The sequence below is a fragment of the Natronomonas pharaonis DSM 2160 genome (assembly GCF_000026045.1).
GTDB classification, from domain to species: Archaea; Halobacteriota; Halobacteria; order Halobacteriales; family Haloarculaceae; genus Natronomonas; species Natronomonas pharaonis.
Window position 1 is genome coordinate 2,206,299 of the sequence record NC_007426.1, and the last position, 26,607, is coordinate 2,232,905.

General features: G+C 62.8%; 28 protein-coding genes. 13 read left to right on the forward strand and 15 right to left on the reverse strand.

The window, feature by feature from the left end:
* Window positions 1-60: 60 nt before the first annotated feature.
* On the forward strand, window positions 61-669 hold the full coding sequence (locus NP_RS11220; protein WP_011323978.1) for an undecaprenyl diphosphate synthase family protein: 609 nt from the start codon (window positions 61-63) through the stop codon (window positions 667-669).
* 114 nt (window positions 670-783) lie between these two features.
* On the opposite strand, the gene NP_RS11225 is transcribed toward NP_RS11220, so the two are convergent.
* The gene (locus NP_RS11225; RefSeq protein WP_011323979.1) at window positions 784-2,028 is read right to left on the reverse strand and encodes an RNA-guided endonuclease InsQ/TnpB family protein; all 1,245 of its coding nucleotides are present in this window, start codon (window positions 2,026-2,028) and stop codon (window positions 784-786) included.
* A 274-nt stretch (window positions 2,029-2,302) separates the two neighbouring features.
* On the opposite strand from NP_RS11225, the gene NP_RS11230 reads away from it, so the two are divergent.
* Window positions 2,303-2,707, forward strand: coding sequence for a CBS domain-containing protein (locus NP_RS11230; RefSeq protein WP_049939683.1), 405 nt, complete (start codon window positions 2,303-2,305; stop codon window positions 2,705-2,707).
* 38 nt (window positions 2,708-2,745) lie between these two features.
* Here NP_RS11230 and uppS read toward each other — a convergent pair whose 3' ends face one another.
* Window positions 2,746-3,666, reverse strand: coding sequence for a polyprenyl diphosphate synthase (uppS, locus tag NP_RS11235; protein WP_011323981.1), 921 nt, complete (start codon window positions 3,664-3,666; stop codon window positions 2,746-2,748).
* A gap of 105 nt (window positions 3,667-3,771) precedes the next feature.
* Here uppS and NP_RS11240 point away from each other — a divergent pair, with 105 nt between their 5' ends.
* Complete coding sequence (locus NP_RS11240; protein ID WP_011323982.1) at window positions 3,772-3,966, forward strand: cold-shock protein; 195 nt, start codon at window positions 3,772-3,774, stop codon at window positions 3,964-3,966.
* Window positions 3,967-4,063: 97 nt separating this feature from the next.
* Window positions 4,064-4,468, forward strand: a complete 405-nt coding sequence (locus NP_RS11245; protein WP_011323983.1) for a DUF5778 family protein — start codon at window positions 4,064-4,066, stop codon at window positions 4,466-4,468.
* A gap of 1 nt (window position 4,469) precedes the next feature.
* Here the strand turns inward: NP_RS11245 and NP_RS11250 are convergent, their stop codons facing one another.
* Window positions 4,470-5,531, reverse strand: a complete 1,062-nt coding sequence (locus NP_RS11250; RefSeq protein ID WP_011323984.1) for a polyprenyl synthetase family protein — start codon at window positions 5,529-5,531, stop codon at window positions 4,470-4,472.
* A gap of 94 nt (window positions 5,532-5,625) precedes the next feature.
* Here NP_RS11250 and NP_RS11255 point away from each other — a divergent pair, with 94 nt between their 5' ends.
* Window positions 5,626-6,342 (forward strand): NAD(+)/NADH kinase, encoded by a 717-nt coding sequence (locus NP_RS11255; RefSeq protein WP_011323985.1) that lies wholly within the window; start codon window positions 5,626-5,628, stop codon window positions 6,340-6,342.
* A gap of 38 nt (window positions 6,343-6,380) precedes the next feature.
* Here the strand turns inward: NP_RS11255 and NP_RS11260 are convergent, their stop codons facing one another.
* Entirely contained in the window at window positions 6,381-7,139 is a 759-nt protein-coding gene (locus tag NP_RS11260) for a hypothetical protein (protein WP_011323986.1), read from the reverse strand.
* Window positions 7,140-7,208: 69 nt separating this feature from the next.
* Entirely contained in the window at window positions 7,209-7,997 is a 789-nt protein-coding gene (locus NP_RS11265) for an aldo/keto reductase (RefSeq protein WP_049939869.1), read from the reverse strand.
* 214 nt (window positions 7,998-8,211) lie between these two features.
* On the opposite strand from NP_RS11265, the gene NP_RS11270 reads away from it, so the two are divergent.
* Entirely contained in the window at window positions 8,212-9,585 is a 1,374-nt protein-coding gene (locus tag NP_RS11270; RefSeq protein ID WP_011323988.1) for a geranylgeranyl reductase family protein, read from the forward strand.
* 84 nt (window positions 9,586-9,669) lie between these two features.
* Window positions 9,670-11,103, forward strand: coding sequence for an amidase (locus NP_RS11275; protein WP_011323989.1), 1,434 nt, complete (start codon window positions 9,670-9,672; stop codon window positions 11,101-11,103).
* A gap of 4 nt (window positions 11,104-11,107) precedes the next feature.
* Here the strand turns inward: NP_RS11275 and NP_RS11280 are convergent, their stop codons facing one another.
* A complete protein-coding gene (locus NP_RS11280) occupies window positions 11,108-11,446 on the reverse strand; it encodes a 2Fe-2S iron-sulfur cluster-binding protein (protein ID WP_011323990.1) in 339 nt (112 codons plus the stop codon).
* A 70-nt stretch (window positions 11,447-11,516) separates the two neighbouring features.
* Complete coding sequence (locus NP_RS11285) at window positions 11,517-12,485, reverse strand: phosphoadenosine phosphosulfate reductase family protein (protein WP_011323991.1); 969 nt, start codon at window positions 12,483-12,485, stop codon at window positions 11,517-11,519.
* A gap of 263 nt (window positions 12,486-12,748) precedes the next feature.
* Here NP_RS11285 and NP_RS11290 point away from each other — a divergent pair, with 263 nt between their 5' ends.
* The 3 genes from NP_RS11290 to NP_RS11300 all read left to right on the forward strand — a co-directional run bounded on the left by NP_RS11290 (window position 12,749) and on the right by NP_RS11300 (window position 16,096).
* The gene (locus NP_RS11290) at window positions 12,749-14,011 is read left to right on the forward strand and encodes an RNA-guided endonuclease InsQ/TnpB family protein (RefSeq protein WP_011323992.1); all 1,263 of its coding nucleotides are present in this window, start codon (window positions 12,749-12,751) and stop codon (window positions 14,009-14,011) included.
* Window positions 14,012-14,184: 173 nt separating this feature from the next.
* Window positions 14,185-14,916 (forward strand): class I SAM-dependent methyltransferase, encoded by a 732-nt coding sequence (locus tag NP_RS11295; RefSeq protein ID WP_049939684.1) that lies wholly within the window; start codon window positions 14,185-14,187, stop codon window positions 14,914-14,916.
* 70 nt (window positions 14,917-14,986) lie between these two features.
* Window positions 14,987-16,096, forward strand: a complete 1,110-nt coding sequence (locus NP_RS11300; RefSeq protein WP_011323994.1) for an AI-2E family transporter — start codon at window positions 14,987-14,989, stop codon at window positions 16,094-16,096.
* Window positions 16,097-16,133: 37 nt separating this feature from the next.
* Here NP_RS11300 and NP_RS11305 read toward each other — a convergent pair whose 3' ends face one another.
* Together NP_RS11305 and NP_RS11310 are read right to left on the reverse strand one after the other, a co-directional pair.
* Window positions 16,134-17,114 (reverse strand): deoxyhypusine synthase, encoded by a 981-nt coding sequence (locus NP_RS11305; protein WP_011323995.1) that lies wholly within the window; start codon window positions 17,112-17,114, stop codon window positions 16,134-16,136.
* A 77-nt stretch (window positions 17,115-17,191) separates the two neighbouring features.
* The gene (locus NP_RS11310; RefSeq protein ID WP_011323996.1) at window positions 17,192-18,340 is read right to left on the reverse strand and encodes a thiolase family protein; all 1,149 of its coding nucleotides are present in this window, start codon (window positions 18,338-18,340) and stop codon (window positions 17,192-17,194) included.
* Between the two features lie 161 nt (window positions 18,341-18,501).
* On the opposite strand from NP_RS11310, the gene NP_RS14805 reads away from it, so the two are divergent.
* Window positions 18,502-18,663, forward strand: coding sequence for a DUF7838 family putative zinc beta-ribbon protein (locus tag NP_RS14805; protein WP_011323997.1), 162 nt, complete (start codon window positions 18,502-18,504; stop codon window positions 18,661-18,663).
* 87 nt (window positions 18,664-18,750) lie between these two features.
* On the opposite strand, the gene NP_RS11320 is transcribed toward NP_RS14805, so the two are convergent.
* Both NP_RS11320 and fer read right to left on the reverse strand, forming a co-directional pair.
* On the reverse strand, window positions 18,751-19,194 hold the full coding sequence (locus NP_RS11320; RefSeq protein ID WP_011323998.1) for a pyridoxamine 5'-phosphate oxidase family protein: 444 nt from the start codon (window positions 19,192-19,194) through the stop codon (window positions 18,751-18,753).
* Between the two features lie 201 nt (window positions 19,195-19,395).
* Window positions 19,396-20,568, reverse strand: a complete 1,173-nt coding sequence (gene fer / locus NP_RS15170) for a ferredoxin Fer (RefSeq protein WP_011323999.1) — start codon at window positions 20,566-20,568, stop codon at window positions 19,396-19,398.
* A gap of 165 nt (window positions 20,569-20,733) precedes the next feature.
* Between fer and NP_RS11330 the strand changes: the two genes are divergently transcribed.
* Both NP_RS11330 and NP_RS11335 read left to right on the forward strand, forming a co-directional pair.
* Window positions 20,734-21,375, forward strand: coding sequence for a cytochrome b family protein (locus NP_RS11330; RefSeq protein WP_011324000.1), 642 nt, complete (start codon window positions 20,734-20,736; stop codon window positions 21,373-21,375).
* A gap of 250 nt (window positions 21,376-21,625) precedes the next feature.
* Complete coding sequence (locus NP_RS11335) at window positions 21,626-22,636, forward strand: sulfite exporter TauE/SafE family protein (protein WP_011324001.1); 1,011 nt, start codon at window positions 21,626-21,628, stop codon at window positions 22,634-22,636.
* On the opposite strand, the gene NP_RS11340 is transcribed toward NP_RS11335, so the two are convergent.
* The 4 genes from NP_RS11340 to NP_RS11355 all read right to left on the reverse strand — a co-directional run bounded on the left by NP_RS11340 (window position 22,633) and on the right by NP_RS11355 (window position 26,563).
* Entirely contained in the window at window positions 22,633-23,484 is an 852-nt protein-coding gene (locus tag NP_RS11340; RefSeq protein ID WP_011324002.1) for a universal stress protein, read from the reverse strand. The two genes, NP_RS11335 and NP_RS11340, sit on opposite strands and share 4 nt — an antisense overlap.
* A 60-nt stretch (window positions 23,485-23,544) precedes the next feature.
* Complete coding sequence (gcvPB, locus tag NP_RS11345) at window positions 23,545-24,978, reverse strand: aminomethyl-transferring glycine dehydrogenase subunit GcvPB (RefSeq protein WP_011324003.1); 1,434 nt, start codon at window positions 24,976-24,978, stop codon at window positions 23,545-23,547.
* Entirely contained in the window at window positions 24,975-26,303 is a 1,329-nt protein-coding gene (gene gcvPA / locus NP_RS11350; protein WP_011324004.1) for an aminomethyl-transferring glycine dehydrogenase subunit GcvPA, read from the reverse strand. Before gcvPA ends, gcvPB begins: the two co-directional genes overlap by 4 nt.
* A gap of 80 nt (window positions 26,304-26,383) precedes the next feature.
* Window positions 26,384-26,563 carry a hypothetical protein gene (locus tag NP_RS11355; protein WP_011324005.1) on the reverse strand — a complete coding sequence of 60 codons (180 nt, stop codon included), beginning with the start codon at window positions 26,561-26,563 and terminating at the stop codon, window positions 26,384-26,386.
* Window positions 26,564-26,607: the final 44 nt, after the last annotated feature.

Sequence of the window (26,607 nt, forward strand, 5' to 3'; positions counted from 1 at the left end):
CCACTTAACCTTCCCGAAGGGTACCGATACGTTCACCCGCACGGGGACGAAGATACGGCTGTGGGCCTGTACGACCGCTATCTCGCCGCCCGGGTCCGGCTAAGCAACGAGGATGCCCCCAATCATATCGCGCTTGTCATCACGGAGCGTGACCTGCTGGAGCCGAACGCCTACGGAACACTCACGTCGTTTCTCCGCTGGGCCTTCGACACCGGTACCGAGACAGTGACAATCTACGTGAGCGTCCTCGATGCCGAAGCCATCCCGACACTCCGACAGACGCTATCGGAGCTGGAGAGCCCGCGGGAAGTGGCGATTCGCGGCCCCGAGGCGGACGCCCCTGCGGATGCACCCGTACAGGTGAGTATCGGTCTCGGTGGCCGCGAGGAGTTCGCCGCGGCGGTGAGACAGATAGCCGAAGACGCCGCGGCGGGAGCGCTCGCCCCGGACGATATTGACGAATCGGAGATAGAACGGCGGCTCGTGTTCCGCAACCAGCCTGACCTCGTCATCAAGACGGGGGCCGAACGGCTCTCGGATTTCCTCATCTGGCAGTCGGTGTACTCGGAGCTGTACTTCACCGACGTCAATTGGCGAGCGTTCCGCCGCCGTGATTTCCTCCGGGCTGTCAGAGAGTTTCAGGAACGGCAGCGCCGATTCGGCCGGTAGCGAACGGGAGGAAGGATGTATCAGCCCAAAGAGTATTAACTGAGGAGTGCGTGGCAAGTTCACATAGCCCTGAACGCGGAGACGCGCGGTGAGAGCCTGTAAGCTAACCAACGGCTAAAGCCGTTGGCTTTCAGCGTGGACTCCCGCTCTGGCCGAATCATCGGCAGGTGATTCATACTCACCGTTCGCGTTCAGCATCCCACTGTTCAAGCGCACGCCTACGGGTGCGCCTTCGTCGCCCCCAGTTTGGTTGCGACGAAGATACCGCAAACCGATGTTCTTCGCGGCGTTGTAATCAGCATGGTTCTCATACCCACATTTCAAGCACTCAAACGACTCGCTTTCGCGGTTATCCGGGTGCGTAAACCCACACGTCGAACACCGACGCGACGTGTTCTCAGGGTCTACCTGCGCAACCGTGATACCGTATTCTTTGGTTTTGTACTCGACATATTCGTACAGACGGTTGAACGCCCACTTGTGCCCCCACGACGCACCAGTACGCTCACGAATATCGGTCAACTCCTCGAACGCGATTACCGAACACTCGTACTTGTGGGCTTCAGCCACCAACTCGTTCGATATGCGATGGAGTGTCTGCTTGAACCGCCCTTCCTCTTTGCGACCAACTGCCTGCATATTCTCGTGTGCCCATCGTGTTCCGCACTCTTGTAGGTCGCCACGTCGCTTCTCGTATTCACGCCGCCAGTGGTCGAACTCGTCGCCCGTCCAGAACGTGCCAGTTGAGGCAACTGCGAGATTGTTCACGCCGAGGTCAACCCCGAGAACCGTTCCATTCTCCGGTGTTGCCTGTTCCGGCGTGTTAGACTCCACGTCCGTCTTGCAGTGGATGTGAAGCATCCAGTTGCCGTTCGTGTAGTGCAGTTCTGCCCCTGCGGTTTCGTACTCGTCGGAAAAGAAGTAGTCCGTGTGGGGCGTATCCCTGGTCTTGTCTGGCAACACGTAGTCAGTTTCAATGCGTCCGTCGACGGTTGCCAGCGACACGTACTCGTCGTGGAACGTGGCTGTGCGGTGGTCGTAGACGAGGTGCGGACTGGTGAAGTGCGGCATCGACGCCTTCTTGCCGTTCTTCCAGCGTGCAACGACGCTTTTGCAGGCTTCAGCGGCCTTGTTCCGGGCTGCTTGGACGTGGTTGCTGTGTAACGCCGTCTGGTCGCGCACGTCTTCGTAGGTGTCGTCGTGGAGCGTGGTCTTGCTCGTCGTGACGTATTCGCCTTTGAAAGCGTGGCGAGTTGTGTAGTTGGCGGCCCAGAGGAATTCGTCTACGGTGTCTTCGAGGAGTGCGGCGCTGTGGCTGTCCACGTCGAGTTTGACCGGGACAGTACGCCGCTTCTCCATACATCATATGTAGATTTGGTAGTTCAAAAATGCTTGGGAGTCAGCCCTATCGTAGTCGGTGGGTTGTCGCACGGAGCGTACGCGCTTCCTCCCACCCGTGAACGGGTGGGTTTCCGCGCTGTATCCGCTATGAAGCAGGCCGGTGTGGCGGTGGCCCCGAGCCGTTGGCTCGCCAGACGGACGGATGGAGGGACCGCTCGCTACGTAGCACCAACCGTCGGAAACGGTGAAAATTTGGGGAATGCTTATTGAAAACGTGCGCCACAAGGCTCGTATGGAGGATATTTTCGTTGGACGGATAATGTCGTCGCCAGTCGCAACGACCCAGCCAGAAACACCGATTCAGGAGGCCGCTCAGACGATGCTGGACCAGAGCATCAATTCCCTCATCATCGTCGGCGAGGACGGCCATCCCGAAGGCATTCTTACATCGACAGACCTCGTTCACGTCGTTGCCGACCAAACCCCGATTGACGATAGCCGTGTCGAAGAATACATGAACCAAGTCGACACGGTGACGACAGCGAACACGTCCATTCAGGAGGCCGCGGATACGATGATGGCCCGCGGAACCCATCACCTCCCGGTTGTCGAAGACGAAGCAGGCCTCATCGGCATTCTCACCACGACGGACCTCACAGCGTACCTCTCCGATAACTGGGCCCCTAGTCCATCGTGACCGGCTGTACAGCCGGAGACACGGGGTATCGGATGCCGTTAGTCCGCTGAGGGGTCGCGGTCAGAGGGGTCCTCGACCTCGTCGAGTTCACCCTCGGGGACGGACCCCCGAAATTGGCCGACGACGCGTCTGGCCTCGGCGAGTTCACGGTCGCCGAACGCGCGGACGAGAGCGGCTGCCCGTTTCGCACGGGTTCGCTCCCAAGAGGCTTCGCGGGCCTCGTAGGTCCGAATCGCCCGCAGAAAGTCGATGCGGGAGAACTCCGGCCAGTACGGGGTACAGAAGTAGACCGCCGCCTCGTTGCCGTTGGCGTGCCACGGAAGGAAATTCGAGGTTCGCTCGTCGCCGCCGGTTCGGATGATGAGGTCAACCGCCTGCGTCGGGCCGGCGGTGAGTCGGGATTCGATTTCGTCGACAGTGACCGCCTCAGGGTCGAGGTCGCCAGCGGCCGCCTCGGCGGCGATATCGCGTGCGACATCGAGAAGTTCGGCCCGGCCGCCGTAGGCCAGCGCGATGTTCAGCCGGAGGGCGTCGTAGCCCTCGGTCCGGCGTTCAGCGTACGCCGCCGCCTCGCGGACGCGGTCCGGCAGTCGGTGGGTCTGACCAATCGCCCGGATTCGGACCTCGCGGTCGTGGACCTCCTCGTGGTCGGCGAACTCACGTAATTTCTCGGCGATGAGGTCGAACAGCGCCTCACGCTCGTCGGGTGGCCGCTCGAAGTTCTCCGTCGAGAACGCATACAGCGTCAACTCCTCGACGCCGAGGTCGGCACACCACTCGAGGACGCGCTCTGTGGTCTCCGCACCGGCTCGGTGGCCAGCCGTCGCCGCTTCTCCCTGCGTCTCGGCGTACCGACGATTCCCGTCCTGAATCACGGCGACGTGTGACGGCGCTGCCGATACCTCCCGTTCAAGCAGCCGCTCGTAGAGCCGCGATAGGTAGCCAGCGCCGGGAGCCATCTACTGAAACCAAGGTGCCGCGGACGCATGAGTGTTGTTTTCGTCCCCGAAGCAACCCCGGGTGCCGTAGCATTTATATACGGTCGCAGCCACCGACTAACTGCAATGGCGAAAGGCGAGGTTGACTTCTTCAACGACACTGGCGGCTACGGTTTCATTGACACTGACGAGTCCGACGAGGACGTGTTCTTCCACATGGAGGACATCGGCGGTCCTGACCTCGAGGAGGGGCAGGAAGTCGAGTTCGACATCGAGCAGGCCGATAAAGGCCCGCGGGCGAAGAACCTGACACGTCTGTAAAGCGGCCAGCAAGCGGTATCGACTTCTGACTGCGGTGCGGGCGGTACTCTCGTCGCGGACCGTGACCTGTATTACCCCTCGGCAGCGACATCACCGTATGGACAGCGCTGTCGAAGACGACCTCTACAAGCGGACAAAGGCACTACTCGAACCCGGCGACATCGAGCTGAACGGCGTCATCGTCGACACCGACCTGACAAACGACGAGGAGCCGACGCTCCATCAGGCGACGCTGGATGTCGGGAACGTCATCGCGGCGGCCGCGGGCATCGAGCCGACCGACACCTACGTCTACTCCGGCAACGACGACGAGGAGTTCGGCATCAACCAACATCAAGGACTGACGCTCGACGGCGACGAGTTCGTCTGGGAGTGCCAGCAGTTGCTCCGGGAAGGGACGTACAAAGTCGTCTTCTACTACGAGGCCAGCGCCGACCAGACGGCCATCGTCGAAGGGGTCGAGGGCCTGGGCTTCGAGGCAACGAGCGTCCGCGGCGAATAGCCTACACGTCCCGTTCGACGACGAAATCGGCGAAGCCGCGGAGCTTTGCCTCCGGGTCGGGCTGTAGCCCGAGGTCGTCGAGGTGGGCTTTGGCTGACGTGGAGAGCTCTTCGGCCGTCTCGCGGGCGTATTCGACGCTTCCGGTCGATTCGAGAATTTCGATAGCCTCTGCGACCTCTTCGTCGGTGTTTTCTGCCGCCCAGAGAATCGATTCCAACCGGGCGGCCGCCTCCGGCGACGCGTTCCGTGCGGCGTGAATCGTCAGCAGCGTCTTTTTGCCCTCACGGATGTCGTTGCCGACGCCCTTCCCGAAGTCGCCGCCCTCTTCGAGGGCGTACTCCACGTCGAGAACATCGTCGGCGATCTGGAAGGCGATAGCCATCTCCTCGGCGTAGGCGGCGAGGTCTGACTCGGCAGCTTCGTTGTTGGTCACGATAGCAGCGAGCCGAGCGACAATACGAGCGAGACAGCCCGTTTTGCACGCGCACATCTCTAGATACTGGTCTTCGGTGATGTCGATTTCCTGCTGGTTGTGCCAGTGGATGTCCATTCCCTGTCCGAGATGCGTCCGGTTGAGTTCGTACATCAGCATCTCGTAGGCTGCCAGCCGTGTGTCCGCATCCAAGTCAGCGGGATTGTGGGTGATGATTTTCAGCGGCAGGAAATACATCGCGTTGCCGGCATTGAGCGCAATGTCGGTTCCGTGGGTATGATGGAGCGCCGGGTCGCCCCGGCGGTGGGTTGCGCCGTCCTCGACGTCGTCGACGATGATGGTGCCGTTGTGGAGAATCTCTGGAATGGCGGCGTACTCCAGATACGCATCGGGGTCGTCGTCGAGCGCCTCGACCAAGAGCAAAAAGAGCACGGCCCGCCACCGCTTGCCGCCGCGGTCCAACAGCTCCCAGACCGGGTCCGAGAGAGCGTGCTGGAGCGCCGACGGGTCGTAGGCGTAGGTCGCCTCGCCGAAAAACGAGGTGAGATAGGCGTCGTCGACCGTCCGCGGAAGCACCGACTCAATCGTCTCGTCGACCGCCGGCCGCCACGATTCGAGTACGCGCTGCATGTGACGACGCTTGCGATGGAGCGGTAAAAACCCACCCCACCGCGGCCGGACGGCGACGGGGGACTTTTAGGTCCCCCGTCCGTTCGACCGCTCGATGAGCGGACAGCGCGTCGGCGTGTTCGGAGAGACGGGGCTCGAAGCGGCAATCGAGGCCGCAGGGGGCGAGCCGGTCGACGGCGAGGCGACGGACGTGGCGTTCGTCGTCGCCGCCGGCGACCGGGCAGTAAGCGACATCGCCGCCGAGGCGGGGCCGGAGGCCGCCCCAGTGTTACCGGTCGGCGAGACGAAGGGCATCCGTGCGGTCCCACAAGACCGGCTGGAGCAGGCCGTCGCGGACGCGCTGGCCGGTACGGCCCGCACGGAACGGCATCCAGTCGTTACCGCGGCGGCGGGCGAGGAGACGACGACCGCCGTCTTCGACGTAGCACTGATGGCCGCCGAGCCGGCACAGATTTCGGAGTTCTCCGTCCGGACCCAGGAGACAGCGGTCTCACAGTTTCGTGCCGATGGGCTCGTCGTCTCGACGCCGGCCGGCTCGACCGGCTACGGCCGCCGCGCCGGCGGCCCGACCGTTGCGGCCGAAACCGGCGTGGTCTCGGTCGTTCCCGTCGCGCCGTTTTCGACCGCGTCCGGACAGTGGGTCCTCCCCATCGAGTCGGTGACGCTCACCGTCGAGCGCGACGAAACGCCGGTCGAGCTGCTTGCGGACGGCCGTCGGGAGTGGACTGTCGGCGCGGCGACACCGCTTTCGTTTGTCGTTGACGGGCAGTTCGAACTGCTGGTTGTCGACGGCAGCCGGTCGCGGTTCTGATTATTCGCAGTCGGGTATCGCTCCGACAGTCAACAACTTCAGGCCGCTTCCTCGGCTGATTCCTCGTCGGTGTCGGACGATCGAGGGCGAATCAGGTCAGCGAGCGTGACGACGAAGCCGAGGAACCACCCGAGCGGCGTCGCGATACCGACCCACATCAGGACGACGCCGATACCCTCAAGGCTGAACTGCCGGAGGAACTCGTCGATGCCGTAGACGTTCAAGACGTTGTCCAGCAGGAATATCGCCAGCGTCTCGCTCTGTTCGAGGACACCGCTGAGCGAGGGGTCATACAGCGCCGCGACGACCGGCGGCAGGAAGACGGCGTTCATCGCGAACGGATAGGCGAAGATGACCGTCGTTCCACGGCCGCCGATCTTAATGAATATGGCCGCGAGGGCGGCCGACAAGACAGCAACGGCGCTTGCTGCCCCGACAGCCATCGACCCCTCAAACGCCAGCCGTAGCCGCGAGAGCGCAGTGAGGCCACCCCACAACAGCGCCGTGAGCACGACCACGCCGGCGAGGCCGAGGTGTGCACGGGCGCTGTTGAACCGGCGGGCGGTAAAGCGAGCGGCAAAGCCCACGAGCAAGAGCGGGTACAGCAGCGCGACGAGCGGAACCCCGAGCGCGGCCCACAGGCGATATTTTATTTTGTCGCCCCGGGTTCGCGGCTGCCACTTGCCGAGTACTTCGTGGACGGCCGTCCGCTGCCGGGGGAAGACGAGCTCCATCCAGGTCTCGTGTAACCGCACAACGTCGACTTTGATTCCCTCGACGAGGCCGCCATCTGACATACCAGCATCCTGCCGTCCGGCGTAAAAATAGGTTCCGGCCTCGCCCTCCGTCGCCGTGTTAGCGGGGCGTTACCACGCGTCAGGGCCGAAATCGGGGTCAACGAACCGCTGTTCGTCGTCAATGTCGTCGATGCGGGACAGCTCCGACTCGGAGAGCGACAGCTCCAGCGAGGCCAAGTTGTCGGCGATGTGGCCCTCGCCGGTCGCCTTGGGGATAGCCGTCAGCCCGTGCTGGCGGAGCCACGCGAGGCTGACCTGTGCTTCGCTGACGCCGTGGTCGTCGGCGATGTCGGAGAGAACCTCGTTGCCGAAGACATCGCCGCGGGCGAGCGGCGAGTAGGCGACGAGTTCGACGCCGTTCTCGTCACAGAACTCCCGAAGGCGCTGCTGCTGGAGGAGCGGGTGAATCTCGACCTGATTGGCAAACAGCGGCGCATCGAGGACCTCCTGTGCCGTTTCGATGTGCTCCGGCTCGAAGTTCGAGACGCCGATACGCTCGATGACGCCGTCCTCGCGGAGTTCTTCGAGCGCCGGCAGCGTCTCCTCGGGGTCGTAGGTCCGTGCCGGCCAATGGACGTAGAGTAAGTCGAGATAGTCGGTGCCGAGACGGTCCAGACTCTCGGCGGTTGTTTCGAGGACATCGTCGTATTCGAGGCTGTCTATCCAGACTTTCGTCGCAAGGAAGATATCCTCGCGGTCGACGTCCGCGGCGGCGATACCGCGGCCAACCGCCTCCTCGTTGCCGTATATCTGTGCGGTGTCGATATGTCGATACCCCATCTCCAGTGCCGTCCGAACCGACTCGGCACACTGGTCGGGGTCCTCGTTTTGCCACGTTCCCAGCCCGAGTGCTGGCATCCCATCGTGTACTGGCGGCTGCGCGTCTGTCATACAGACGGCGGCTACGACTGTGGAGCCGAAAACCGTTGCGGCAGCGGCCACCTGCGGAGCGTCGCCGGGCGACATCGAAAGCAAAAATCCCGAAGGCGTGAGAGACCTTCCGCTCCGCCGGTCATTTAAGTATCACTCCGACAGGTGGGTTATTTATGTCGCACTCTATATACCCCTGTATATGCCCCCCGAATCGTACGACATAGTTGTCGTCGGCGGCGGAACAGCAGGCTGTTTCGCTGCAGCGACGGCGGCCCAAAACGGGCTGGACGTGGTCCTCCTCGAACGCAAATCCGAAGAAGAGGGCGGTCACATCGCCTGCGGCGACGCTATCAAGGGGACGAGCACGTTCCCGGATGTCATCGACCGCGAGTATCTGCGCGAGGAGTCGTTCACCAACGAGGGCATCACGCTGGCCCGCTTCGAGAACCCGAAAGGGGAGAACCTCGACATCGGCTTCCGGGGGAACAACGGCGCTATCGTCGATCGGAAACGATACGGTGAGGTACTGCTCGAGGAGGCTGACCGGGTTGGGGCTGAACTCCACTACAATACGGTCGTCCAAGACGTTATTCAGGAAAACGGCGTCGTTCGTGGCGTGCAAGCGATGCGAAACGGTGATGCACTGGAATACGAGGCCGATGTCGTCATCGATGCCGCGGGTGCGCTCTCGCTCCTGCAGGACAAGGCCGACCTCGGGGATGCGACCTTCGATACGAAAGTCAACTACCAGCAGTTCTGTTCTGCCTACCGGGAAGTCATCGAGGTGCCCGAGCCGGTCGAGTGGGACGACGCCATCGTGTTCAAACCGACCGCGGAGCTGGGGTATCTGTGGTACTTCCCACGGACGCCGACCGAAATCAACGTCGGGCTTGGCTTCCAGATGAACAAGGAACCGATGGAGCTCGTCGACGAGCTAAAAGCCGACATCCGGAACCGCCCCGAGTTCGAGGGCGCGACGGTCAAAAACAAACTCGGCGCGGCGCTGCCGACGCGCCGCCCGTACGACTCGGCGACTGCGCCCGGCTACATGGCGGTCGGCGACGCCGCCGCACACGTCAATCCCTGTACTGGCGGTGGCATCCCGGGGGCGGCAAAAGCCGGCACGTGGGCAGCAGAGGCCGCCATCGAGGCAATCAGCGACGGCAACGCCGACGAGGAGGCGGCGCTGTGGGAGTATAACCGCCGCGTCCAGACCGACTTCGGAAAGCGGTTCGCCGCGATGGACCTCTACAACATCTGGGGCGGCACCCACGATGTCGACGAACTCACCGACATCGTCGCAGCGATGCCCGGCCAGCAGCTCGCCGACGCGCTGGCGCTGGAGGGGACGGCCTCGATGAGCTGGCCGCTGAAAATTAAGACGGCGGTCAAGACGTTCGGCCACTGGGGGACGCTCTTCGAGCTCAAGCAGCTCAACGACCTCGCAACCGAACTGAAGGGCGTCTACGACCAGTATCCGACCAGCCCGGACGACTTCGCCGACTGGCGAACCGAGCGGGACGAACTCATGGACGACGTCTACGAGTTGACGGGCGCAGAGCCGAAATACTAGTCCCGCCCACAGTGTGAGACCACACTCGGCCCGTGGCCCAGCGTGTGCGAACGTTTACTATCTCATGGCACGTTGACAAGTACCATGGACATCTGTTTCGACTCGGCGGCGACCATCGCGGCCGGCGTCCGGAACGGTGAGTACGAGGTCGCCGACATCGTCGAGACGACGCTCGACCGTATCGACGAGCGGGGGGCCGAGACAAACGCGTACATCACCGTGACGGCATCGGCCGCCCGCGAACGGGCTCGCGAGGTGCAGGCACAAGTCGACGAAGGAGCCGAACTGCCGCTGGCAGGCGTTCCAGTTGCAATCAAGGACCTCTCGGAGACAAAAGCCGGCGTGCCGAACACGAAGGGACTGGAGCCGCTGGCGGATACCGTCGCCGAGGAGACAAGCGTGACCGTTCGGCGACTGGAGGCTGCCGGCGCAATCGTTGTTGGGACGACGAACACCCCCGAACTCGGACACAAGGTCCGGACAGACAACCGCCTGCAAGGGCCGACGGGCACGCCGTTTGATACGGCGTACAACGCCGGTGGGTCCTCAGGCGGTTCGGCGGCCGCGCTTGCTGACGGATTGTGTGTGCTCGCGACTGGCTCCGATGTCGGCGGGTCACTCCGGAACCCCGCAGCCTGCTGTGGCGTGGTGGCACTCAAACCGAGCCACGGACTAGTGCCGCGCGGCAACCGGGTCAACGGGTTCCGGGGACACACGCCCATCGGCGTTCTCGGCCCGATGGCCCGGGATGTCGAGAGCCTCGGGATGCTGCTGGAGGTACTGGCCGGCAAGGACTCGGTTGACCCGCTGAGCGTGCCGCAGCCGGACAGCTACGACGAGCCGGACGGGAGCGTCGTCGACTCCCTCCGGCTAGCCTACAGCCCTGACCTCGACTGTTTCGCTGTCGACCCGTCGGTGCGGAAGACCGTTCGGTCGACGCTCTCGTCGCTTGAGGCCGCCGGTGCAACCGTCGAGGCGGTGTCGCTGGAAACGCCGGAGTACGGCGAACTGACACACGCGTATATCACGGCCGTTACGACCTTCTTCGCGACGGCGGTCACAGAGCTGGAGGCGTCGCTGGGTGTCGACCTACTCGAAGCCTACGACGAGGAGGTCCCACCGGAGCTGCGGACGCTTGTCTCGATGGGCCGGAGCCACGACATCAACACCTACACCGGAACGGAGTTCCCCCGTACGGAGCTGTTTCACGCCATCGAGCCGGTCTGCAAGGAGTACGACGCCCTCGTTTGTCCGTCGCTTGCGACGCCGCCGCTGACACACGACGAGCCGTTTCCACAGGAAATCGACGGCCAGTCGACCGGCGGGCTCCCGACGGACTGGACGATGGCGTGGCCGTTCAACCTGACCGGCCATCCGGTTGTCAACGTTCCTGCCGGCACCGTCGGTGGGCTCCCGGTCGGGATGCAGGTCGTCGGCGAGACCTTCTCGGAGGCAACGCTACTCGATATCGCGGCCGCGGTAGAAGCTATCGAGCCGTGGTCGTATCCGGGCGCGTAGCGGGTCAGTCGTCTGCGGCGGCGGCGTCGGTACCGTCGGCGTCGACATCGACTTCGTCTTCGATACTCGGCGGATACTTCCCGCGGTCGAGTTTGAGGTCCGACTGGGGACGGGCCATGCAGGTCAGGGCGTAATCTTCCCGCTCGGCATCGGTGAGTCCGCGGGCGGCCGGCTGGGTGACTTCACCCTCGATTATTTCGGCAGAACAGGCCAGGCACATGCCAACGCGGCAGGAGAACTCCTGGGCGATGCCCTCCTCGATACACCGGCTCAGGATGGTGTCCTTGTCGGAGACGGTAATCGTCTCGCCGGTGCCGACGAACTCGACGGTGTAGTCTGTCATAGCCGACGTTTGGACCAACCCGGACAAAACTCTTTGCCAACGAAGCGAAAGCGGAGAGCCGTTCCCGGGCTTACATGTAGCCGAGGTCGCGGAGCCGCGCCATCAGGTCTTCTTTGTCCTGAGCCCGGCCGGCTCGCTCGGTCGTGTTCTCGAGGTCCTGTAGCCATGCCGGTTCCTCGTCGCTCTTTTCGGTCGAAATCTCGCTGCCGAGCGACCGGAATCCGGCGAAGTACTTCGGCGAGACGGGGATATCCTCATGGCCGAGGTCGTTCGGCAGGTCGTCATACGACTGCGGGACGTAGCCGTCATCGGGGAACGCCTCGACAGTCTCGGGGACGACGTAGTACCAGAAGGCATCCCAGACATCGCCCTCATCGAACTGCAAAATCGGCTGAATCCGGTCGTGTGGCGGGTAGATGTCGGGGTCGTGGCGCGGACTGAAGAACGTCTCGTCGGCGCGGGCCTCCTGTTCGTCCCAGCGAATGCCTGAGATGATACCGTCGATGTCGTGTGCTTCGAGAGCGTTGTTGAGCGCGACGGTCTTCAGCAGGTGGTTGCCGACGTAGGTGTCCAGCAGGAACGGGAACGTGTCCTCCTCGTATTCGAGTATCTCGCGGATGTGGCGGCGGTTGTTCTCGTCGAGTTCGTCGACCGGAATCTCATCGCCCGGGGCAAGGCCGTGAGCATCAACGTAGTCGCCGATGTCCTCGTTGCGCGCAAAGACGACATCGAGGTCCCACTCGTCGGCCCAGCGGTCGACGAACTCGAGCAGTTCGTCGAAATGTTGGTAGTGGTCGATAAAGACCGCCGGCGGCAGGTCGTAGCCGAACTCCTCGGCGACTTCTTTGACGAAGTACAGCGTCAGCGTCGAGTCCTTCCCGCCGGTCCACATGATAGCCGGGGTCTCGTACTCTTCAAGCCCGGCCCGGACGACCTCGACTGCCTTCTCGATTTTGTCCTCCAGCGCCGGATACGTTTCGGGGGTCTCGCCCTCCCCATCAGTGTAGTCGACGTCCACGTAGTCGGGAAAGTCGCTCATCGTGTTCGACACCTGAACCGGGACTCAAAAGGGGCTTTGGAGGACGGCGAAGTTGCGTGCAACCAGCGACACATCGTCGCAAACACCGGCAAGTACGGACGGTTCTCGCGGGGAGAAACTCATACAGAGGCAGCGCGGAACCCCACGGCTTTAGCCGTGCGGAGGAAGCGCGTCACTCCTGAATCAAACCACGCATCCAGCCACGGCTGACTCCCCAACGCAAAAACACAGTCTTTAAATAATACACTCCCAATATTTGAATCGTGGCGGTCGTCAGAAACCTCGAAATCAAGCTCGACGTTGACGAGGACGCCCACAGCGTTCTCGATGAGACGTTCGAGCAATTCCGTCAAGCCGCCCAACACGCCGCGGACTACGGCTGGTCTGACGACCCTACTCAGATAATCGACAGCAAGAGCAAACTCCACGACGCCACGTACTCCGACGTACGTGAAAAGACAGACCTCACTGCAAACCACGTCCAAGCCGCACGCAGCCTCGCAGCAAACGCACTCGAAAACTGCAAAGACCGTATCCTCGAAGACGGCAAGAAAGCCAGTAAACCAGAATTCCGCGGCACCGTGGTCTTCTACGACGGTCGCACGATAACGTACAACGACGACCACTGCACGCTATCAACTACAGAAGACCGTGTCACCGCGGAATACATCGTCCCCGAGGACACTCGCGGAACGCCGTTCGAAGAATACTGGGAGAATGATGAGTGGGAACGTGGTGAGTCCACTCTTCACAAGCGTGATGGCACGTACTACTTGCACGTGTCGATGAAAAAGGAACGCGAGGAAGACGAGGCGTCTACATCCGAGTACGGAGCGGTACTCGGCGTAGACTTGAACGTCGACGGCTACCTTGCCGTCACCTCGACTGGCGCGTTCCTCGGCAACGCAGACTACCTCAACCACAAGCGTGCGGAGTACGAACGGCGTCGTGGAAAGCTGCAACAGACAGGCACTCGCAGTGCCCACTTGACGCTGAAATCCATCGGTGACAGATTCTCGAATTGGAGTGAAGACTACTTGCATCGTGTCGCACTCGCAGTGGTTCTCGAAGCCCGTCGACACGATTGTGACGCGATAGCGTTCGAGAACTTGAAACACATTCGAGGGCGTATCTCGAACGCTTCTAAGTTCCAACAGTGGGCATTCAACAAACTCCAATCTCTTGTTGAGTACAAGGCTGAAGAGTACGGCATCCTCGTTGATGACGTGAAGCCACAGTATACGTCACAGCGGTGTAGTCACTCGAAGTGTGGGTTCACACACGAGGATAACCGTGATGGGGACGAGTTCGAGTGCCTGAAGTGTGGGAAGGAACTGCACGCGGATTACAACGCTGCTCGGAATGTTGGGTGGCGTCTTGTCCAGCATTGGCTCAAGTCTGGTGCTGGACGGGCGGACTGTCAGGTCGCCCTGAAGTCAGGGATGGTGAACGCGAACGGCGAGTTTTCGCCTACCACTGGTTCTAGTGGTCAGAGCGGGAGTCCACTGACAAGCCCACCGCTTTAGCGGTGGGTACCTGACTTCTGCGTATCGTCCGGTTCCTGCGCTCGGCTGCAGCCGGTCGCCGCTGACACGTCCGAGTCATCCTTATGGGCTGTCAGTGTGTTGCATATAAGAACATCGCGCCCGTTCTCACGGGTCAAGAACTGCCGTTGGCGACCGCCGCGGCGGGGAGACAGATGAAGAACGCTATCAGGACGAACTTCGACGAGAGCGAGCAGGCCTACGAACGATACGAGAATGCAACGGGCCGGTTTGCGGCGCTTGCGGACCGACTCGCCGGACAGCTGGCAAGCGACGGCGACGGTCTGGGACGGACGCTTGATGCTGGCGCTGGCAATGGGCATAGCACTCGCGTCTTCGCCGAGGAAAGCAAACGGCTCGTCGCCCTCGATATTAGCCGCGGAATGCTCCGTGCGAATCCGACGGCCGACCGGGTACAGGCCGACTTCGACGCGCTGCCGTTCCGAGCAGAGCGCTTCGATACTGTCGCCTTCACCGCCTCGCTGTTTCTGACGCCGAGCCCGGAAACGGCCGCCGGAGAGGCAGCGCGCGTGCTCCGAGCGGATGGCACTGTCGGCGCGGTCGCGCCGCTGGGCTGGACGACGCCTGCTGGCGACGATGTCTTTGGGCCACTGGAGCGCGACTCGCGGTCCCCGACCGGCGCGGAGGCGGTTGTCGACGCACTCAGACGCCACTTTTCGGTCGAAACCGGCACGTGGACGTTCGAGACGACCGCCGAGGCGCTCCGGCAGTTCCACGCTATCCCTGCAATGGCCGCGCGGCTGTACCCACGGCTGGACGCCGATGCCAGGGTCGAACGGGCACAGGAGCTACTGGAGGCCGTCGAGGGACCGCTCGAACAGCGATGGCAGTGGATTGTTGGCGAGCCGAAGCCAGCGTCGCGGTGACGAAAAGGGGGGTTCTGCCCCGGCGAGCGACGGCGGGGTTTTATTTCGCGGCGAAAAGAGCATAGTTCACATGGACGAAAAGCGACTTGCTGTCGCGGCTTTCGGCGTACTCGTGGCCGCCGTTGTCGCCTACGTCGCCGCCCGCTTTATCGCCGCCCTGACGGTCGCCGTCTTCCTCTACTACTCGACGCGGCGCTTTTATGCGCTGCTCGGTCGCCTCCGCCTCCCGAAACGCATCCGGGCTGTACTGGCACTGTCGGTACTGGGCGTACCGCTCATGTTGCTCATCAGCTATACGGTCATCCTGCTTGCCGTGGAGGCGAGACAGTTCGTCGAGGAGTATCCGGTTTTCGAGTCGGCACCGGACGATGTTGCGTGGTTCGAGGGGCTCGAAGACCTCCCCGAACCGACAATCAACGGCATTATTCAGGCCTATCAGGCGGGCGACCTCGATATCTTCATCGACTTCGCGGTCGAACACGCCGCCTTCCTGTCGAGTCTCATCACCGGCTTGTTGCTGAACCTCCTCATCGTCGTTGTCGTCACCTACTACCTGCTCATCGACGGCACGAAGGCCCGCGACTGGCTGCTCCGTTTCGACGAGGACGCCATCGTCAGAGAGTATCTGGAAGCCGTCGACGACGAACTCGAAGCGGTGCTCTTCGGAAACCTCCTCAACGTTATCGTCATTTCGCTGATTGCCGTGGCGGTTTTCATGGGATATAACGCCGCGGTACCCGCCCCTGTCGAGGTGCCGTATCCAGCACTCGCCGGCGCATTGACCGGCGTTGCGAGTCTGATTCCCGTCGTCGGGATGAAAATCGTCTATCTCCCGCTGGCTGTCGCGGCGGCGGTGCCGGTCGTCCTCGATGGGCCGACCGAGCTGCTCGTCTACATCGTCGGCTTCCTCGCGCTGGCAGTGATTGTCGTCGACACGATTCCCGACCTCGTCCTGCGGCCGTACTTCAGCGGCAATCGGACCCACGTCGGCTTGTTGATGCTCGCCTACATCTTCGGGCCTGTCGTCTTCGGGTTCTACGGGCTCTTTTTCGCCCCAATTTTGCTCGTCTTGGGGCTTACCTTCGCCGATACGGCACTGCCACGGCTGCTCGGGGTTGACCCGGACGACGGCCGGTCTATCGCGCCGAGCCAGGCGACGCTCGACCGATTCAGGCGGTAGAAAACACGTTGGCGCTCACACTGCTTTGGGGGACGGACTAGCCGTCCATATCGAAGGCGGCAGCGACGAGCAGCGGGAACACGAGCGTCGCCTCGGCCTCGATTTGCGTGTAGTTCGTTTCCTCGCTCTTGATTTTTCCCCACGAGACGGCTTCGGTCGGCGGTGCACCCGAAAGCGAGCCGTCGCCTTCCATTCCCGTCGAGATGTAGACCGCATACTCAGCGCCACCGCGGAAGAGGTTCGTCATGATGGCGTGATGCTTGGGAACACCGTCTCCGACCGCGATGAGCCCGGTGGTGTCGGCATCGAGGCCGTCTTCGATGAGTCGCTCGTAGTCGTCAAGGATTTCGATACCGACCGACTCGTCGTACATCTGCCGGTAGTAGTACAGGAAGTTGCCGACCTCGGCGTCAGTCAGGGCCGGGCAGTAGACCGGCACATCGTTGTCAGCGGCCTGCTTGAGCACCGAATCCTCGTCGTCGAGTCGCTCGCCCAGTTCGCGGGCGAAGGCCGTCGGCGTCCGCGTTTTTTCCTCGGCGAAGAAGTCGTCGAAGAACTCATAGAGGTACTCCTCAAGCCAGACGTAGCGGTCCGACGGCACGAAGATATTGCCGAGGCGGTTGATACCCTCCTCGCGGAGCTTTGCCTCGTCGGCATCCCACTCGCCCATCTTGAACGGTTTGGCCGTTTTGATGACATCCTCCGTCAGCGACCCGGAGGTCGTGATGAGCACGTCGACATGGCCCTCACGGATGAGCGCCGCAACGACTTCCCGGAGTCCCGAGGAGACGATGTTCGACGTACAGGTCAGAAAGACTGTCGCGCCATCGTCCTGCATCCCGGTAGCGATATCGACCGCCTCAGCCAGATGTGTCGCCTGGAAGCCGGTCGTCGCATACGAATCGATGAGGGATTCGAGGTCGAACGTCCCGCGGAAATCATAGCCGCGAACGTCGTCCGTCTGCAGCTCTCCGTCGCTGCCGGGGACGACGTGGTCGCGTGACTCGTCTGCGTCCATACGGACGGATACGTGAGGACGCGTTTGAATGTCTCGGGATGTGTCCGCCCCAGCAGTGGCCTGGACTGTATCCGCCCTCAGTATCGCTCGATGATTGTTGCGATGCCCTGCCCGAAGCCGATACACATCGTACAGAGGCCATACTGGCCATCGCAGGCCGCCAGCTGGTAGGGAAGCTTCCCGAGGAGCGCCGCTCCCGTCGCGCCGAGGGGGTGGCCGTGGGCGATGGCACCGCCCCAGACGTTCGTTCGGTCCCAGTCCGCGCCGGTTTCGTCGAGCCACGCCTCGACGACCGCTGCAAACGCCTCGTTGACCTCGAAGCGGTCGATGTCGTCGACCGTCAGGTCGTGCTGTGCCAGCAGCTCTTCGGTCGCCGGTATCGGCCCGGTCAGCATCGTCACCGGGTCGACGCCGACGACGTGGCTGTCGACGATCCGGGCCATCGGTTCCCAGCCGTGTTCCTCGGCAGCGGCCTCACTCGTGACGAGCAGTGCCGATGCGCCGTCAACGATTCCCGAAGCGTTACCCGCGTGGTGGACCCCCTCGCCGGGGTCGCGGAACGAAAGCGGCAGCGACGAAAGCGTCTCGGCGTCGGTATCGGGGCGCATATGCTCGTCGCGGGTGAGTTCAACCCGCTCGTCGCCGACCTCGGTGTCGACCGACACGACCTGCTCGTCGTAGTGGCCCGCCTCCCACGCGTCACCACACCGGGACTGTGAGTCAGCGGCGAGTTCATCCAGCGTCCGGCGGGAGAAGTCATACGTCTCGGCGATGCGCTCTGCACCCTCTCCCTGTGTCGTCAGCTCGTCGAAATGCTCGAAATACGTGTCGGTGACGCTTTGCCCGTCCGAGCCCATCGGCACGCGCGTCATGTGCTCGACGCCGCCGGCGATGAGGACATCGTGTGCACCGCTTGCGACCTGTCCGGCGGCGAAGTTGACCGCCTGCTGACCGGAGCCGCACATCCGGTTGAGCTGGACGCCGGGAACGCCGTCGCCCCAGCCGGCGACCATCGGCGCGAGCCGAGCGATGTTGAGCCCCTGCTCGTCGATCGGCGTGACGCAGCCGTAGATGACATCTTCGATGGTTTCCGGGGCGAACCCGTTCCGTTCGCGGAGGGCAACGAGCGGCTCGGCAGCGAGGTCTTGGGGGTGCATGTCTGCCAGTGCGCCGTCTCGCTTGCCGAACGGCGTGCGGACAGCGTCAACGATAACCGGGTTGTTCATGGGTCCTGTGAACACACGAAAAGCGGCGGCTTGTGTGTTGGGGTCGTATTGCGGTACACAGGCGCGAGACGTCGGGATTCTATATCTCGCTATATGGTTTATCGGGCGTATTTCGGCCGCCATCGGAAAACTACAACTTGGTGGCCGTCGAAGGCCCCGCTATGAGCCTCTCACTGGAGAGAACCTGCCCCGAGTGTGGAACCGAGGAGTTCTACAAGGCCGCGAGCATGCAGATCCACCTCGGCACCAAGAAGAAGTGGCACTGTACCGAATGCGAGTACGGCTTTGTCGCCATCAACGGCATCGACACCGCATCAGCTTAGTCACTCAGTCCACAGTTCTCCGGCGATCGCACAGAAAGACACAGCGGGTCGCACGCACGATGTACCTATCAAAAATGTCGTCCAGTCTCAACTGTGCGGCTGTTCGCCGAACCCGTGGAACCGCCAGCCGGACAGCGACTCCGGAACGAGCTGGTAGAAGTCGAATCGGAGCTCGTCCAGCGGCGTATCGAGGCTGACGTTCAGTGTCGGGATGACGGCGTTTTCCGCGATGGCGTTCGTCGCAAGCGTCTCCTCACCCTCGGGGACTGGCTCAAATGGCCCCTGTACGATGACACTCTGTGCCGGTCGCTCCTCGTAAACGGTGAATGTGGCTGTGTCGGTCGTCTCGATGTACTCCATCTTCCGGCTGTCGTCGTCGTAGGCGAGCTGAAAGTAGAGCGTCTCGCCGTCGTACCCGAACGACTGTGGGACAGCGTAGGTGTCGCCTCCGTCGGCAAGCGAGAGAGTCCCCGTGTTCGCTCGCCGGAGCAACGCCTCGACCTCATCGTCTGGCAGCTCGTCGGCGGTCATCGGAGAAATTTGTTCGGCCGGATAGTTATACTCTGGCACGGGCACGAAAGCCGTGGCGCATTCGAAGGCTCATAAATCGCATGTTGGGATATGAAATAAGAGATACTCAGGTAGTTACTAGTTCTACCGGAAATCAGATTGGAAAACACCACTGTCGGATTCGGTCTGACGTGGTTCTGACGTTCGTGTTTGCAGGCGTGGTCAGAGAATCCGGTCGCGAAGCTGGTCGAGCTGCTTGGCGTTGTATACAAGCTTCACTTCGTCGGTGGCCGGCGTAGCAACACAGGTCAACCGCAGGTCCATTTCATCGACTTCCTCGTCGGAGAGGCTACGGTTGGTCTCCATCTCGACCTCGCCGTCGACCAGTACTGCCGCACAGTTGATGCAGCCGCCACCCCGACAGAAAAACGGCCAATCGTGGCCGTCTCTCTCAGCGGCGTCAAGAATGTACTCTCCTTTCTCGGTAGCTATCGTCCCGTAGGCGCCAGCTGGGAGGTCAGCTTCGGCTGCTTTCTCGAAGAGGTCGTCGTCTTCTAACGACCAGCCGTTGTCGTCCACGGCTTCGTAATCGAGAAATTCGACGGTAACGCCGTCCGTCTCCGGCTTTACCGAGATAACCGGAACCGGTGAGAACCGAACCGTACGCTCGGTGACGCTCCCGAGCAGGTATTGTCTGATGCCGCCGCGTCCGTGTGCGCCCATTACGACGACATCGATTCCAGCCTCAGCCACGTATCCAGCAATCGCCTCGTGTGGCCGGCCGCTGCGTGTTGCTGTGACGACTTCTATCCCAGCAGTTTCGCCCCGGTTGCGCACGTCGGTAACTGGCGATGGCTCCGCTTTGTCGCCGTCCGACGTGACCTGCAGTGTATGGAGCGTCGCACCGACTTCCGCCGCGAGGTCGACAGCATGCTCCGTGGCGGCCTTGGCCCCCTCGCTCCCGTCGGTCGGGACGAGGACGTTGTCGACCGCAAAATCGCGGGCGGTGTCTTCATGAACGGTTACGACCGGAATCGGCGACTCCTTGAGGGTCTGTTCAGCCACGCTGCCGAGCAGGAACCGACCGATTCCCGTTCGCCCATGCGTCCCCATTACGATGATATCAACATCGTGTGCTCCAGCATAATCGATAATCGAGCGATGGACCGACGTCTCCCCGCCATCGATAGTCTTCGTCTGTGGTGAAATATCGGCCTCGGCTGCGGCCTCTTTGAGCGCTTCATGGGCTCGTTCCGCCCTGTCTCCGTCGCCCGGCTCTTGAACGGAGAGGAGCGTCAGATCAGCGTCGAACAGTGCAGCCATTCGAACGCCAACGGTTCCGGCTCGCTCCGCAACGTCGCTCCCGTCGGTCGGGACGAGAATCGTATCGTACATGCGCGAAACTGTCGCCGGTATCGTATATCAATCCCCCACGTCGTTCCAACCGGGAAAACCACGGTTACACTACATGGCAGACAGTTGATGGCTGTTTCTGTCCTCTTCGTCTAGGTCACAGGTAGAATTATAATAGGAAGCGACGAAGGCGGCATTGAAACTGATATGTCTGCAGATACAAACAACGAGCTGACACATCATTTAGCGGTCGGCATCGGTAGCGTCGGCGTCGCTGTGTTGCTGTGGGTGGTGGGGTATCACGAACAGCGAGTCGTCGGAGCAATCCCGTGGTTTCTCCTCGTCTTGGTGCTAGCCATCGGGCCGGCGGTGAAGCTTTGGCCCGGAATCAGACGCCGGGGTTCGGGGAACTTCCCGGTGAGTTGGCGGTCAGAGCTGGGAATCTGGTTTGCTATCTGGAGCGTCGTCCACCTACTGTTCGTGTTCCATGCGAGAGACTGGGACGTTATCGGCTATCTCGCCGGGATGAGCCCATGGGCGTTCGGTTCGTTCGTGGCGGTGATTATGGCGGTCGTCCTCGCAGCCACCTCGAACAACAGGGCCTACGATTACATGGGTGCGAAAGCATGGAAGTGGCATCAGACCGCCGGTACGTATGCGATTTTCTGGCTCCTCGCGGTTCACATCTACGATAGGGCCTACCTCCGGCCTGGATTCCCGTCCGAAGACCCCCTCCATTGGCTCTACCTACTCACACTCGGCCTCGTCGTTGTGCTCCAAATCGCCGCGTTCGTCAAAGTCGTTTCTCACTATCGGAAGACCGGTGAGTATCCCGCCGGGCTGGGCTAGCGGATTGAGCCAGTCATAGTATTCTGCGAGCGGGCTACTCTCACTGCGTGTCCAACCGCGTGGCGACTGTCCGTAGCTGCCATGTCCGGCATTGTATTGCGTAGTATCCACAAAACTATTATATACAAGGTTGATAGGGTAGTATACCGGAACCAATGGAATCCACGATGTCAGCGCCGCACCGCGATGGCCGGGGGCGAGCAAACGACGGGCCAGCACGCGACATAGCTGTTGCGGAACAGGGACAATAATGGAACTACTCGGGCTTACCCCGCAGCTAGCGGCGCTTTTCGTCGGCTTCGGATTCATGGTCGGCGTTTTCTTCGGGTTCTTCGGGATGGGCGGGTCATTCCTTGTTACGCCGACGCTTCTGATACTCGGGTATCCGGCGCCGGTTGCCATCGGGTCGAGCATGGCATTCGTGTTCGGGACGGCGGTCATCGCGACGCTGAAGCACCACGATGTCGGACAGGTAGACTACAAGCTGGGTGCGCTGATGTTTGTCGGCATCGCGGTCGGCATCGAGGCCGGGAAGATGCTCGTCTTCTTCCTCGAGGCGCTCGGGCGGGCGGAGGTTGTCGTCGGCAGCGCGTACGTGGTACTCTTAGCCGCCATCGGCGGTGTCTTCGTCCGCAGCGCAGCCGGCGGCGACAGCGCCGACAGCGCCGACAGCGAGGGCGGCGACGGAAGCGAAGACGACATTCCAGATATTGCGAAGAAGATCAAATCGTACACCATTCCACCAATGGTGACGCTGACCGACGGCAGCAAAGCATCGATGTGGACTATCTCGGGGGTCGGCGGCGGTGTCGGCGTCGTCTCCGGCTTTCTCGGCGTCGGTGGCGGCTTCATCCGGATGCCGGCCATCTACTACATCATCGGCGTCCCGCTTGCCGCGGCGGTCGGAACGAGCCTCTTCGGCGCGCTCATGTCCGGTGCCGTCGGCGCGTTCACCTACGGCCTCTCGGGCGTTATCGACCTCGGCGTCGTGACGGCGCTGCTCGTCGGCAGTGCGCTTGGGGCCCGTATCGGGTCGGCGGCGACAGCCTACGTCGATGAAGACGATGTGACGATCTATTTCGGTGTCATGTTGCTCCTTGCGAGCATCGCCGTGGCGGCCGGCGAGTTGGCGACGTGGCTCGACGCGCCGGTGTTAGACACCGTCAGCTTCGTGCTTCTCGTGGGGTCGGCAGCGTTCGTGACCGCCGTCATCTTCTATTACGGCGCAACGGCGGTCCGAAACGGGACGCGGGTCGGCTAGCGAGGTTGCCGTGGCCGCTCCGGCGGCACTAGCAGGACGTTCCCATCGGCGTGGGCGACGATTTCCTCCGAAACGCTACCGAGGAGCAGCCGCCGGAGCCGGCCGTGGCCGCGGGAGCCAAGCAACACCATCGTCGGCTCGTGGTCGGCTTCCGCCGCGAGAATCTCGTCGGCCGGGTCGCCGTATCGAACGTCGGTTTGGGTGTCGATATCCCACTCGCGGAGCCGGTCGGCGAGCGCTGCGAGACGCTCCTCGGGGTCGTCGTCCTCCGGGTCGGGGTCTTTCGGCGTCTGGACGTGGACGAGCGTCGCATCTTGGACGGCGGGATGTAGATACGAGAAGGTCTCGAAGGCCTGCTCGGCGTTCGAGGAGAAATCGGTCGCATACAGCGTGTGTTGGAAAAGATGCTCTCTGACGACCTCAGGGTCGTCGGTGGCCTCTTCGACCCGGTTGACGAGCAGCGGCGCAACGGCCGTTCGGGCGAGATTGCGCGCCGTCGAGCCGATAGCGCGGTTTTCAAGCGGGCTTTCACCGCGCGAGCCGACGATGATGAGGTCGGCGTCGACCGCCTCGGCGACGCCGTTGATGCGGCGGTACGGCGTCCCGCGGACGGCATGGGCCTCGACTTCGAAGCCCGCCGATTCCAGCACGGACTGGTATCGGGACAGCGCCGACTGGCGGCGCTCCTCGAAGTTGAGCCCCGGAATGCCGGTGTGGACGTTCGAGGGGACGACCGTCACGAGGTGGAGTTTCTCGACGCCGATGCGGCTCAGACACCGCAGGCAAGTCTCTGATTCGATGGCCGCCTCGCTGGCCGCCGAGAGGTCTGTTGCACAGACGGCTTTCATACTGGTAGTACGTGGGACGCGGCGAATATTGCTTTCGTTCTGCAAAACGACAAGGGAGGATTACGCGTCGTCGAGGGCCTGCCAGGAAAGCCGGGGGTCCCGGGCGGCCGAGGTCTGGTCGATACGGCCGGCTGCCGTCCGCTCGGGAGCAGCAGCGAGCGTGTCCGCATCGTCAGCACGGGCGGCGTTGAACGCCGCCGCGAGCTGGTCGAGGGTCCGCTTGCTCTCGATTTCGGTCGGCTCCGTCATCAGGGCCTCGTCGACGATGTCCGGCCACTTCGTCGTCGGCGGGTGGACACCGTAATCAAGCATCCGCTTTGCGACATCGGCGGCGTCTTGGTCGCCGGCGCTGGCGACGAATTCGTGATGGAACGGGCCGAACGGCACCTCGTAGTCGACCTGCGTCGCGAGATAGTTGGCGTTCAGTACCGCCTTCGCGCTGGCGTCGGTCAGCCCCTCGTCGCCGAGCCGGGCGATGTAGGCGTAGGCCTTCAGCAAGACGAGCCAGTTGCCCTGATAGCCGTGGACCTTGCCGATGGTGTGGTCCGGCTCGTATCGCTCGTAGCCGCTGTCCGTCTCACGGACGTGCGGTGCCGGCAGGAAGTCGGCAAGTTCCTCAGTAACGCCGACCGGGCCCGCACCGGGGCCGCCGCCGCCGTGCGGCGTCGCGAACGTCTTGTGGACGTTGTAATGCATGATATCGAAGCCCATGTCGCCCGGGCGGGCGCGACCGAGCAGCGCGTTGAGGTTCGCGCCGTCGTAGTAGAGCAGGCCGCCGACATCGTGGACCAGTTCGGCGATGGACTCGATGTCACGCTCGAAGAGCCCCAGCGTGTTCGGGTTCGTCAGCATGAGCGCCGCCGTGTCCTCCGAGAGCGCTGCCGACAGCGCATCGAGGTCGACGCAGCCGTCGTCGGCGCTCGGCAGTGTCACGACATCGTAGCCGGCCATCGCCGCGCTGGCGAAGTTCGTCCCGTGGGCCGAATCGGGGACGATAACCTCCGTCCGGTCGTCGCCGTTGGCCTCGTGGTAGGCCTTGGCCATGAGAATGCCGGCGAACTCCCCCGCCGCACCGGCCGGCGGCTGGAGCGTCACGGCGTCCATCCCGCCGATGGTTGCGAGCTGCTCTTGGAGGCCGTGCTGGAGCGCCAGCACACCTTGTACAGTTCCTTCGGAGCGGGCAGGATGGACCGCAGCCTTCGGGTCGGCGGCGACGTCTTCGGTGAACTTGGGGTTGTACTTCATCGTACACGAGCCCAGCGGGAACGGCCCGGAGTCGACGCCGTAGTTCATCTCCGAGAGGCGCGTATAATGGCGGGCCAGTTCCGGCTCCGAGAGCGCCGGCAGTTCGAGTTCGTCTCGGGTTAGCTCGTCGGGCAGCGTCGAATCGACCGTGACGCTCTCGGTCGATTTCTCGGCAAGCAGCGGCTCGTAGGTCTCCTCGTCGGCCATCCAGCGCGCCTGGTCGTAGCCGAGCGGGTCGTCGTCGCTCATCGTGCGGCCTCCGTGACGGCCTCGACAAGGCCGTCGATGGCGTCGGCGTTTGTCTCGGTGACACAAACCTGCAGCAGATGGTCATCGACCGCGTGGACGGCATAGCCAGCCGCCGCCAGATCGTCGGCCACCGCCCGCGCCGGCTGGTCGGTCCGGGCAAGGAACTCCCGGAAGTGGTGGCGGTCGTGGACCGGCGCGGCGACGCCGTCGAGCGCGTCGAGCCGCTCGGCTGCCTCCCGGGCACGGACAACACAGGATTCAGCAAGGTCGACGAGGCCGTCCGGGCCGTGCCATGCGATGGTCATCGCCGTCCGGAGGGCGACCCACGCCTGATTCGTACAGATGTTCGAGGTCGCTCGCTCGCGGCGGATATGCTGTTCGCGGGTCTGGAGCGTCAGCGTGTAGGCGCGGTGGCCGTTGGCGTCCTCGCTCGCGCCGACGAGTCGGCCGGGAACCTGCCGGAGGAACGACTCCCGGCAGGCAAACAGGCCCATACCAGTTCCGTAGGCGGCTGGAAGCCCGAGTGTCGCCGCCTCGCCGACGACGACATCCGCACCGACATCGGCGGGCTTTTCAAGCAGCGAGAGCGCGACCGGGTCCGAACCGACGACAAAGAGGGCGTCGTTTGCCGTTGCGATGGCTCCGATTTCGTCGAGCCGCTCTTCGATGACACCACGGACGGTCGGCGTCTCGGCGTAGACGGCCAGCGTCTCCTCGCCGGCCGCGGCGTCGAGGGCATCGACATCGGCGATGCCGTCGGCCATTGGGTAGGTCGCAACCGAGACATCGTGGCCGATGAGGTAGTTTTCGAGCGTCCGTCGCTTGCCTTCGCGGAGCTGTTCGGGCACCAGCACGCGGTCGCCATCGGCCTCGCGAACGCGGATGGCAAGCGTCGCCGCCTCGCCAAGCGCTGTCGCGGCGTCGTACATCGAGCAGTTGGCAATCGCAAGGCCGGTCAACTCGGCGACCATCGACTGGTACTCGAAGAGCGCCTGGAGAAAGCCCTGTGCGATTTCCGGCTGGTATTGGGTGTAGCTCGTCAGAAACTCCGAGCGGCCGGCGAGGTCATCGACCATCGACGGGACGTAGTGGTCGTAGTGGCCGCGGCCGAGAAACTCGGTGAGGTCGTGGTTGCGGCCGAGCTGTCGGTCGACAAGCGAACGGACATCGCGTTCGCTGCGGGATTCGATACCGAAGGTGTCGTCGAAACGGACCGAATCCGGGATGTCGAAAAGCGCCGCTTCGCTTTCGACACCCACCGCCGAGAGCATCGCCTCGGTCTCGGCGTCCGTATGGGGCGCGTAGGGGCTGCCGTTGGCTGTCATGGACGGTGTCAGTCTGTCAGAAGGTTACGTCGCACCCGTAATAGGGGTTGCCTTGCCAGCGCGGTGGGTGGCTGGCTCGCCTACTCGTCGTCCGACGAGTGCGGCACCGCGATAAAAGCGTACAACCGTGGTAACACGATGCCGATGCCGACGAGCACAGCCGCGGCGACGACCAGCGACCACTGCTGGTAGGCGGCATACGAGAAGGGTGCCGCAAGGATGACACAGACCGCCGTAACGAGCGTCTTCGAGGGGGCCATCTACCGCGGCGGTACCGGCGGCTGCGATACCAACGTTCCGGTCT

Excerpts from the sequence above, each read along its gene's own strand:
- NP_RS11225 (WP_011323979.1), bottom strand. The coding sequence starts at position 2,028 with ATGGAGAAGCGGCGTACTGTCCCGGTCAAACTCGACGTGGACAGCCAC.
- NP_RS11230 (WP_049939683.1), top strand. The coding sequence starts at position 2,303 with ATGGAGGATATTTTCGTTGGACGGATAATGTCGTCGCCAGTCGCAACG.
- uppS (WP_011323981.1), bottom strand. The coding sequence starts at position 3,666 with ATGGCTCCCGGCGCTGGCTACCTATCGCGGCTCTACGAGCGGCTGCTT.
- NP_RS11240 (WP_011323982.1), top strand. The coding sequence starts at position 3,772 with ATGGCGAAAGGCGAGGTTGACTTCTTCAACGACACTGGCGGCTACGGT.
- NP_RS11245 (WP_011323983.1), top strand. The coding sequence starts at position 4,064 with ATGGACAGCGCTGTCGAAGACGACCTCTACAAGCGGACAAAGGCACTA.
- NP_RS11250 (WP_011323984.1), bottom strand. The coding sequence starts at position 5,531 with ATGCAGCGCGTACTCGAATCGTGGCGGCCGGCGGTCGACGAGACGATT.
- NP_RS11255 (WP_011323985.1), top strand. The coding sequence starts at position 5,626 with ATGAGCGGACAGCGCGTCGGCGTGTTCGGAGAGACGGGGCTCGAAGCG.
- NP_RS11260 (WP_011323986.1), bottom strand. The coding sequence starts at position 7,139 with ATGTCAGATGGCGGCCTCGTCGAGGGAATCAAAGTCGACGTTGTGCGG.
- NP_RS11265 (WP_049939869.1), bottom strand. The coding sequence starts at position 7,997 with ATGCCAGCACTCGGGCTGGGAACGTGGCAAAACGAGGACCCCGACCAG.
- NP_RS11270 (WP_011323988.1), top strand. The coding sequence starts at position 8,212 with ATGCCCCCCGAATCGTACGACATAGTTGTCGTCGGCGGCGGAACAGCA.
- NP_RS11275 (WP_011323989.1), top strand. The coding sequence starts at position 9,670 with ATGGACATCTGTTTCGACTCGGCGGCGACCATCGCGGCCGGCGTCCGG.
- NP_RS11280 (WP_011323990.1), bottom strand. The coding sequence starts at position 11,446 with ATGACAGACTACACCGTCGAGTTCGTCGGCACCGGCGAGACGATTACC.
- NP_RS11285 (WP_011323991.1), bottom strand. The coding sequence starts at position 12,485 with ATGAGCGACTTTCCCGACTACGTGGACGTCGACTACACTGATGGGGAG.
- NP_RS11295 (WP_049939684.1), top strand. The coding sequence starts at position 14,185 with ATGAAGAACGCTATCAGGACGAACTTCGACGAGAGCGAGCAGGCCTAC.
- NP_RS11300 (WP_011323994.1), top strand. The coding sequence starts at position 14,987 with ATGGACGAAAAGCGACTTGCTGTCGCGGCTTTCGGCGTACTCGTGGCC.
- NP_RS11305 (WP_011323995.1), bottom strand. The coding sequence starts at position 17,114 with ATGGACGCAGACGAGTCACGCGACCACGTCGTCCCCGGCAGCGACGGA.
- NP_RS11310 (WP_011323996.1), bottom strand. The coding sequence starts at position 18,340 with ATGAACAACCCGGTTATCGTTGACGCTGTCCGCACGCCGTTCGGCAAG.
- NP_RS14805 (WP_011323997.1), top strand. The coding sequence starts at position 18,502 with ATGAGCCTCTCACTGGAGAGAACCTGCCCCGAGTGTGGAACCGAGGAG.
- NP_RS11320 (WP_011323998.1), bottom strand. The coding sequence starts at position 19,194 with ATGACCGCCGACGAGCTGCCAGACGATGAGGTCGAGGCGTTGCTCCGG.
- fer (WP_011323999.1), bottom strand. The coding sequence starts at position 20,568 with ATGTACGATACGATTCTCGTCCCGACCGACGGGAGCGACGTTGCGGAG.
- NP_RS11330 (WP_011324000.1), top strand. The coding sequence starts at position 20,734 with ATGTCTGCAGATACAAACAACGAGCTGACACATCATTTAGCGGTCGGC.
- NP_RS11335 (WP_011324001.1), top strand. The coding sequence starts at position 21,626 with ATGGAACTACTCGGGCTTACCCCGCAGCTAGCGGCGCTTTTCGTCGGC.
- NP_RS11340 (WP_011324002.1), bottom strand. The coding sequence starts at position 23,484 with ATGAAAGCCGTCTGTGCAACAGACCTCTCGGCGGCCAGCGAGGCGGCC.
- gcvPB (WP_011324003.1), bottom strand. The coding sequence starts at position 24,978 with ATGAGCGACGACGACCCGCTCGGCTACGACCAGGCGCGCTGGATGGCC.
- gcvPA (WP_011324004.1), bottom strand. The coding sequence starts at position 26,303 with ATGACAGCCAACGGCAGCCCCTACGCGCCCCATACGGACGCCGAGACC.
- NP_RS11355 (WP_011324005.1), bottom strand. The coding sequence starts at position 26,563 with ATGGCCCCCTCGAAGACGCTCGTTACGGCGGTCTGTGTCATCCTTGCG.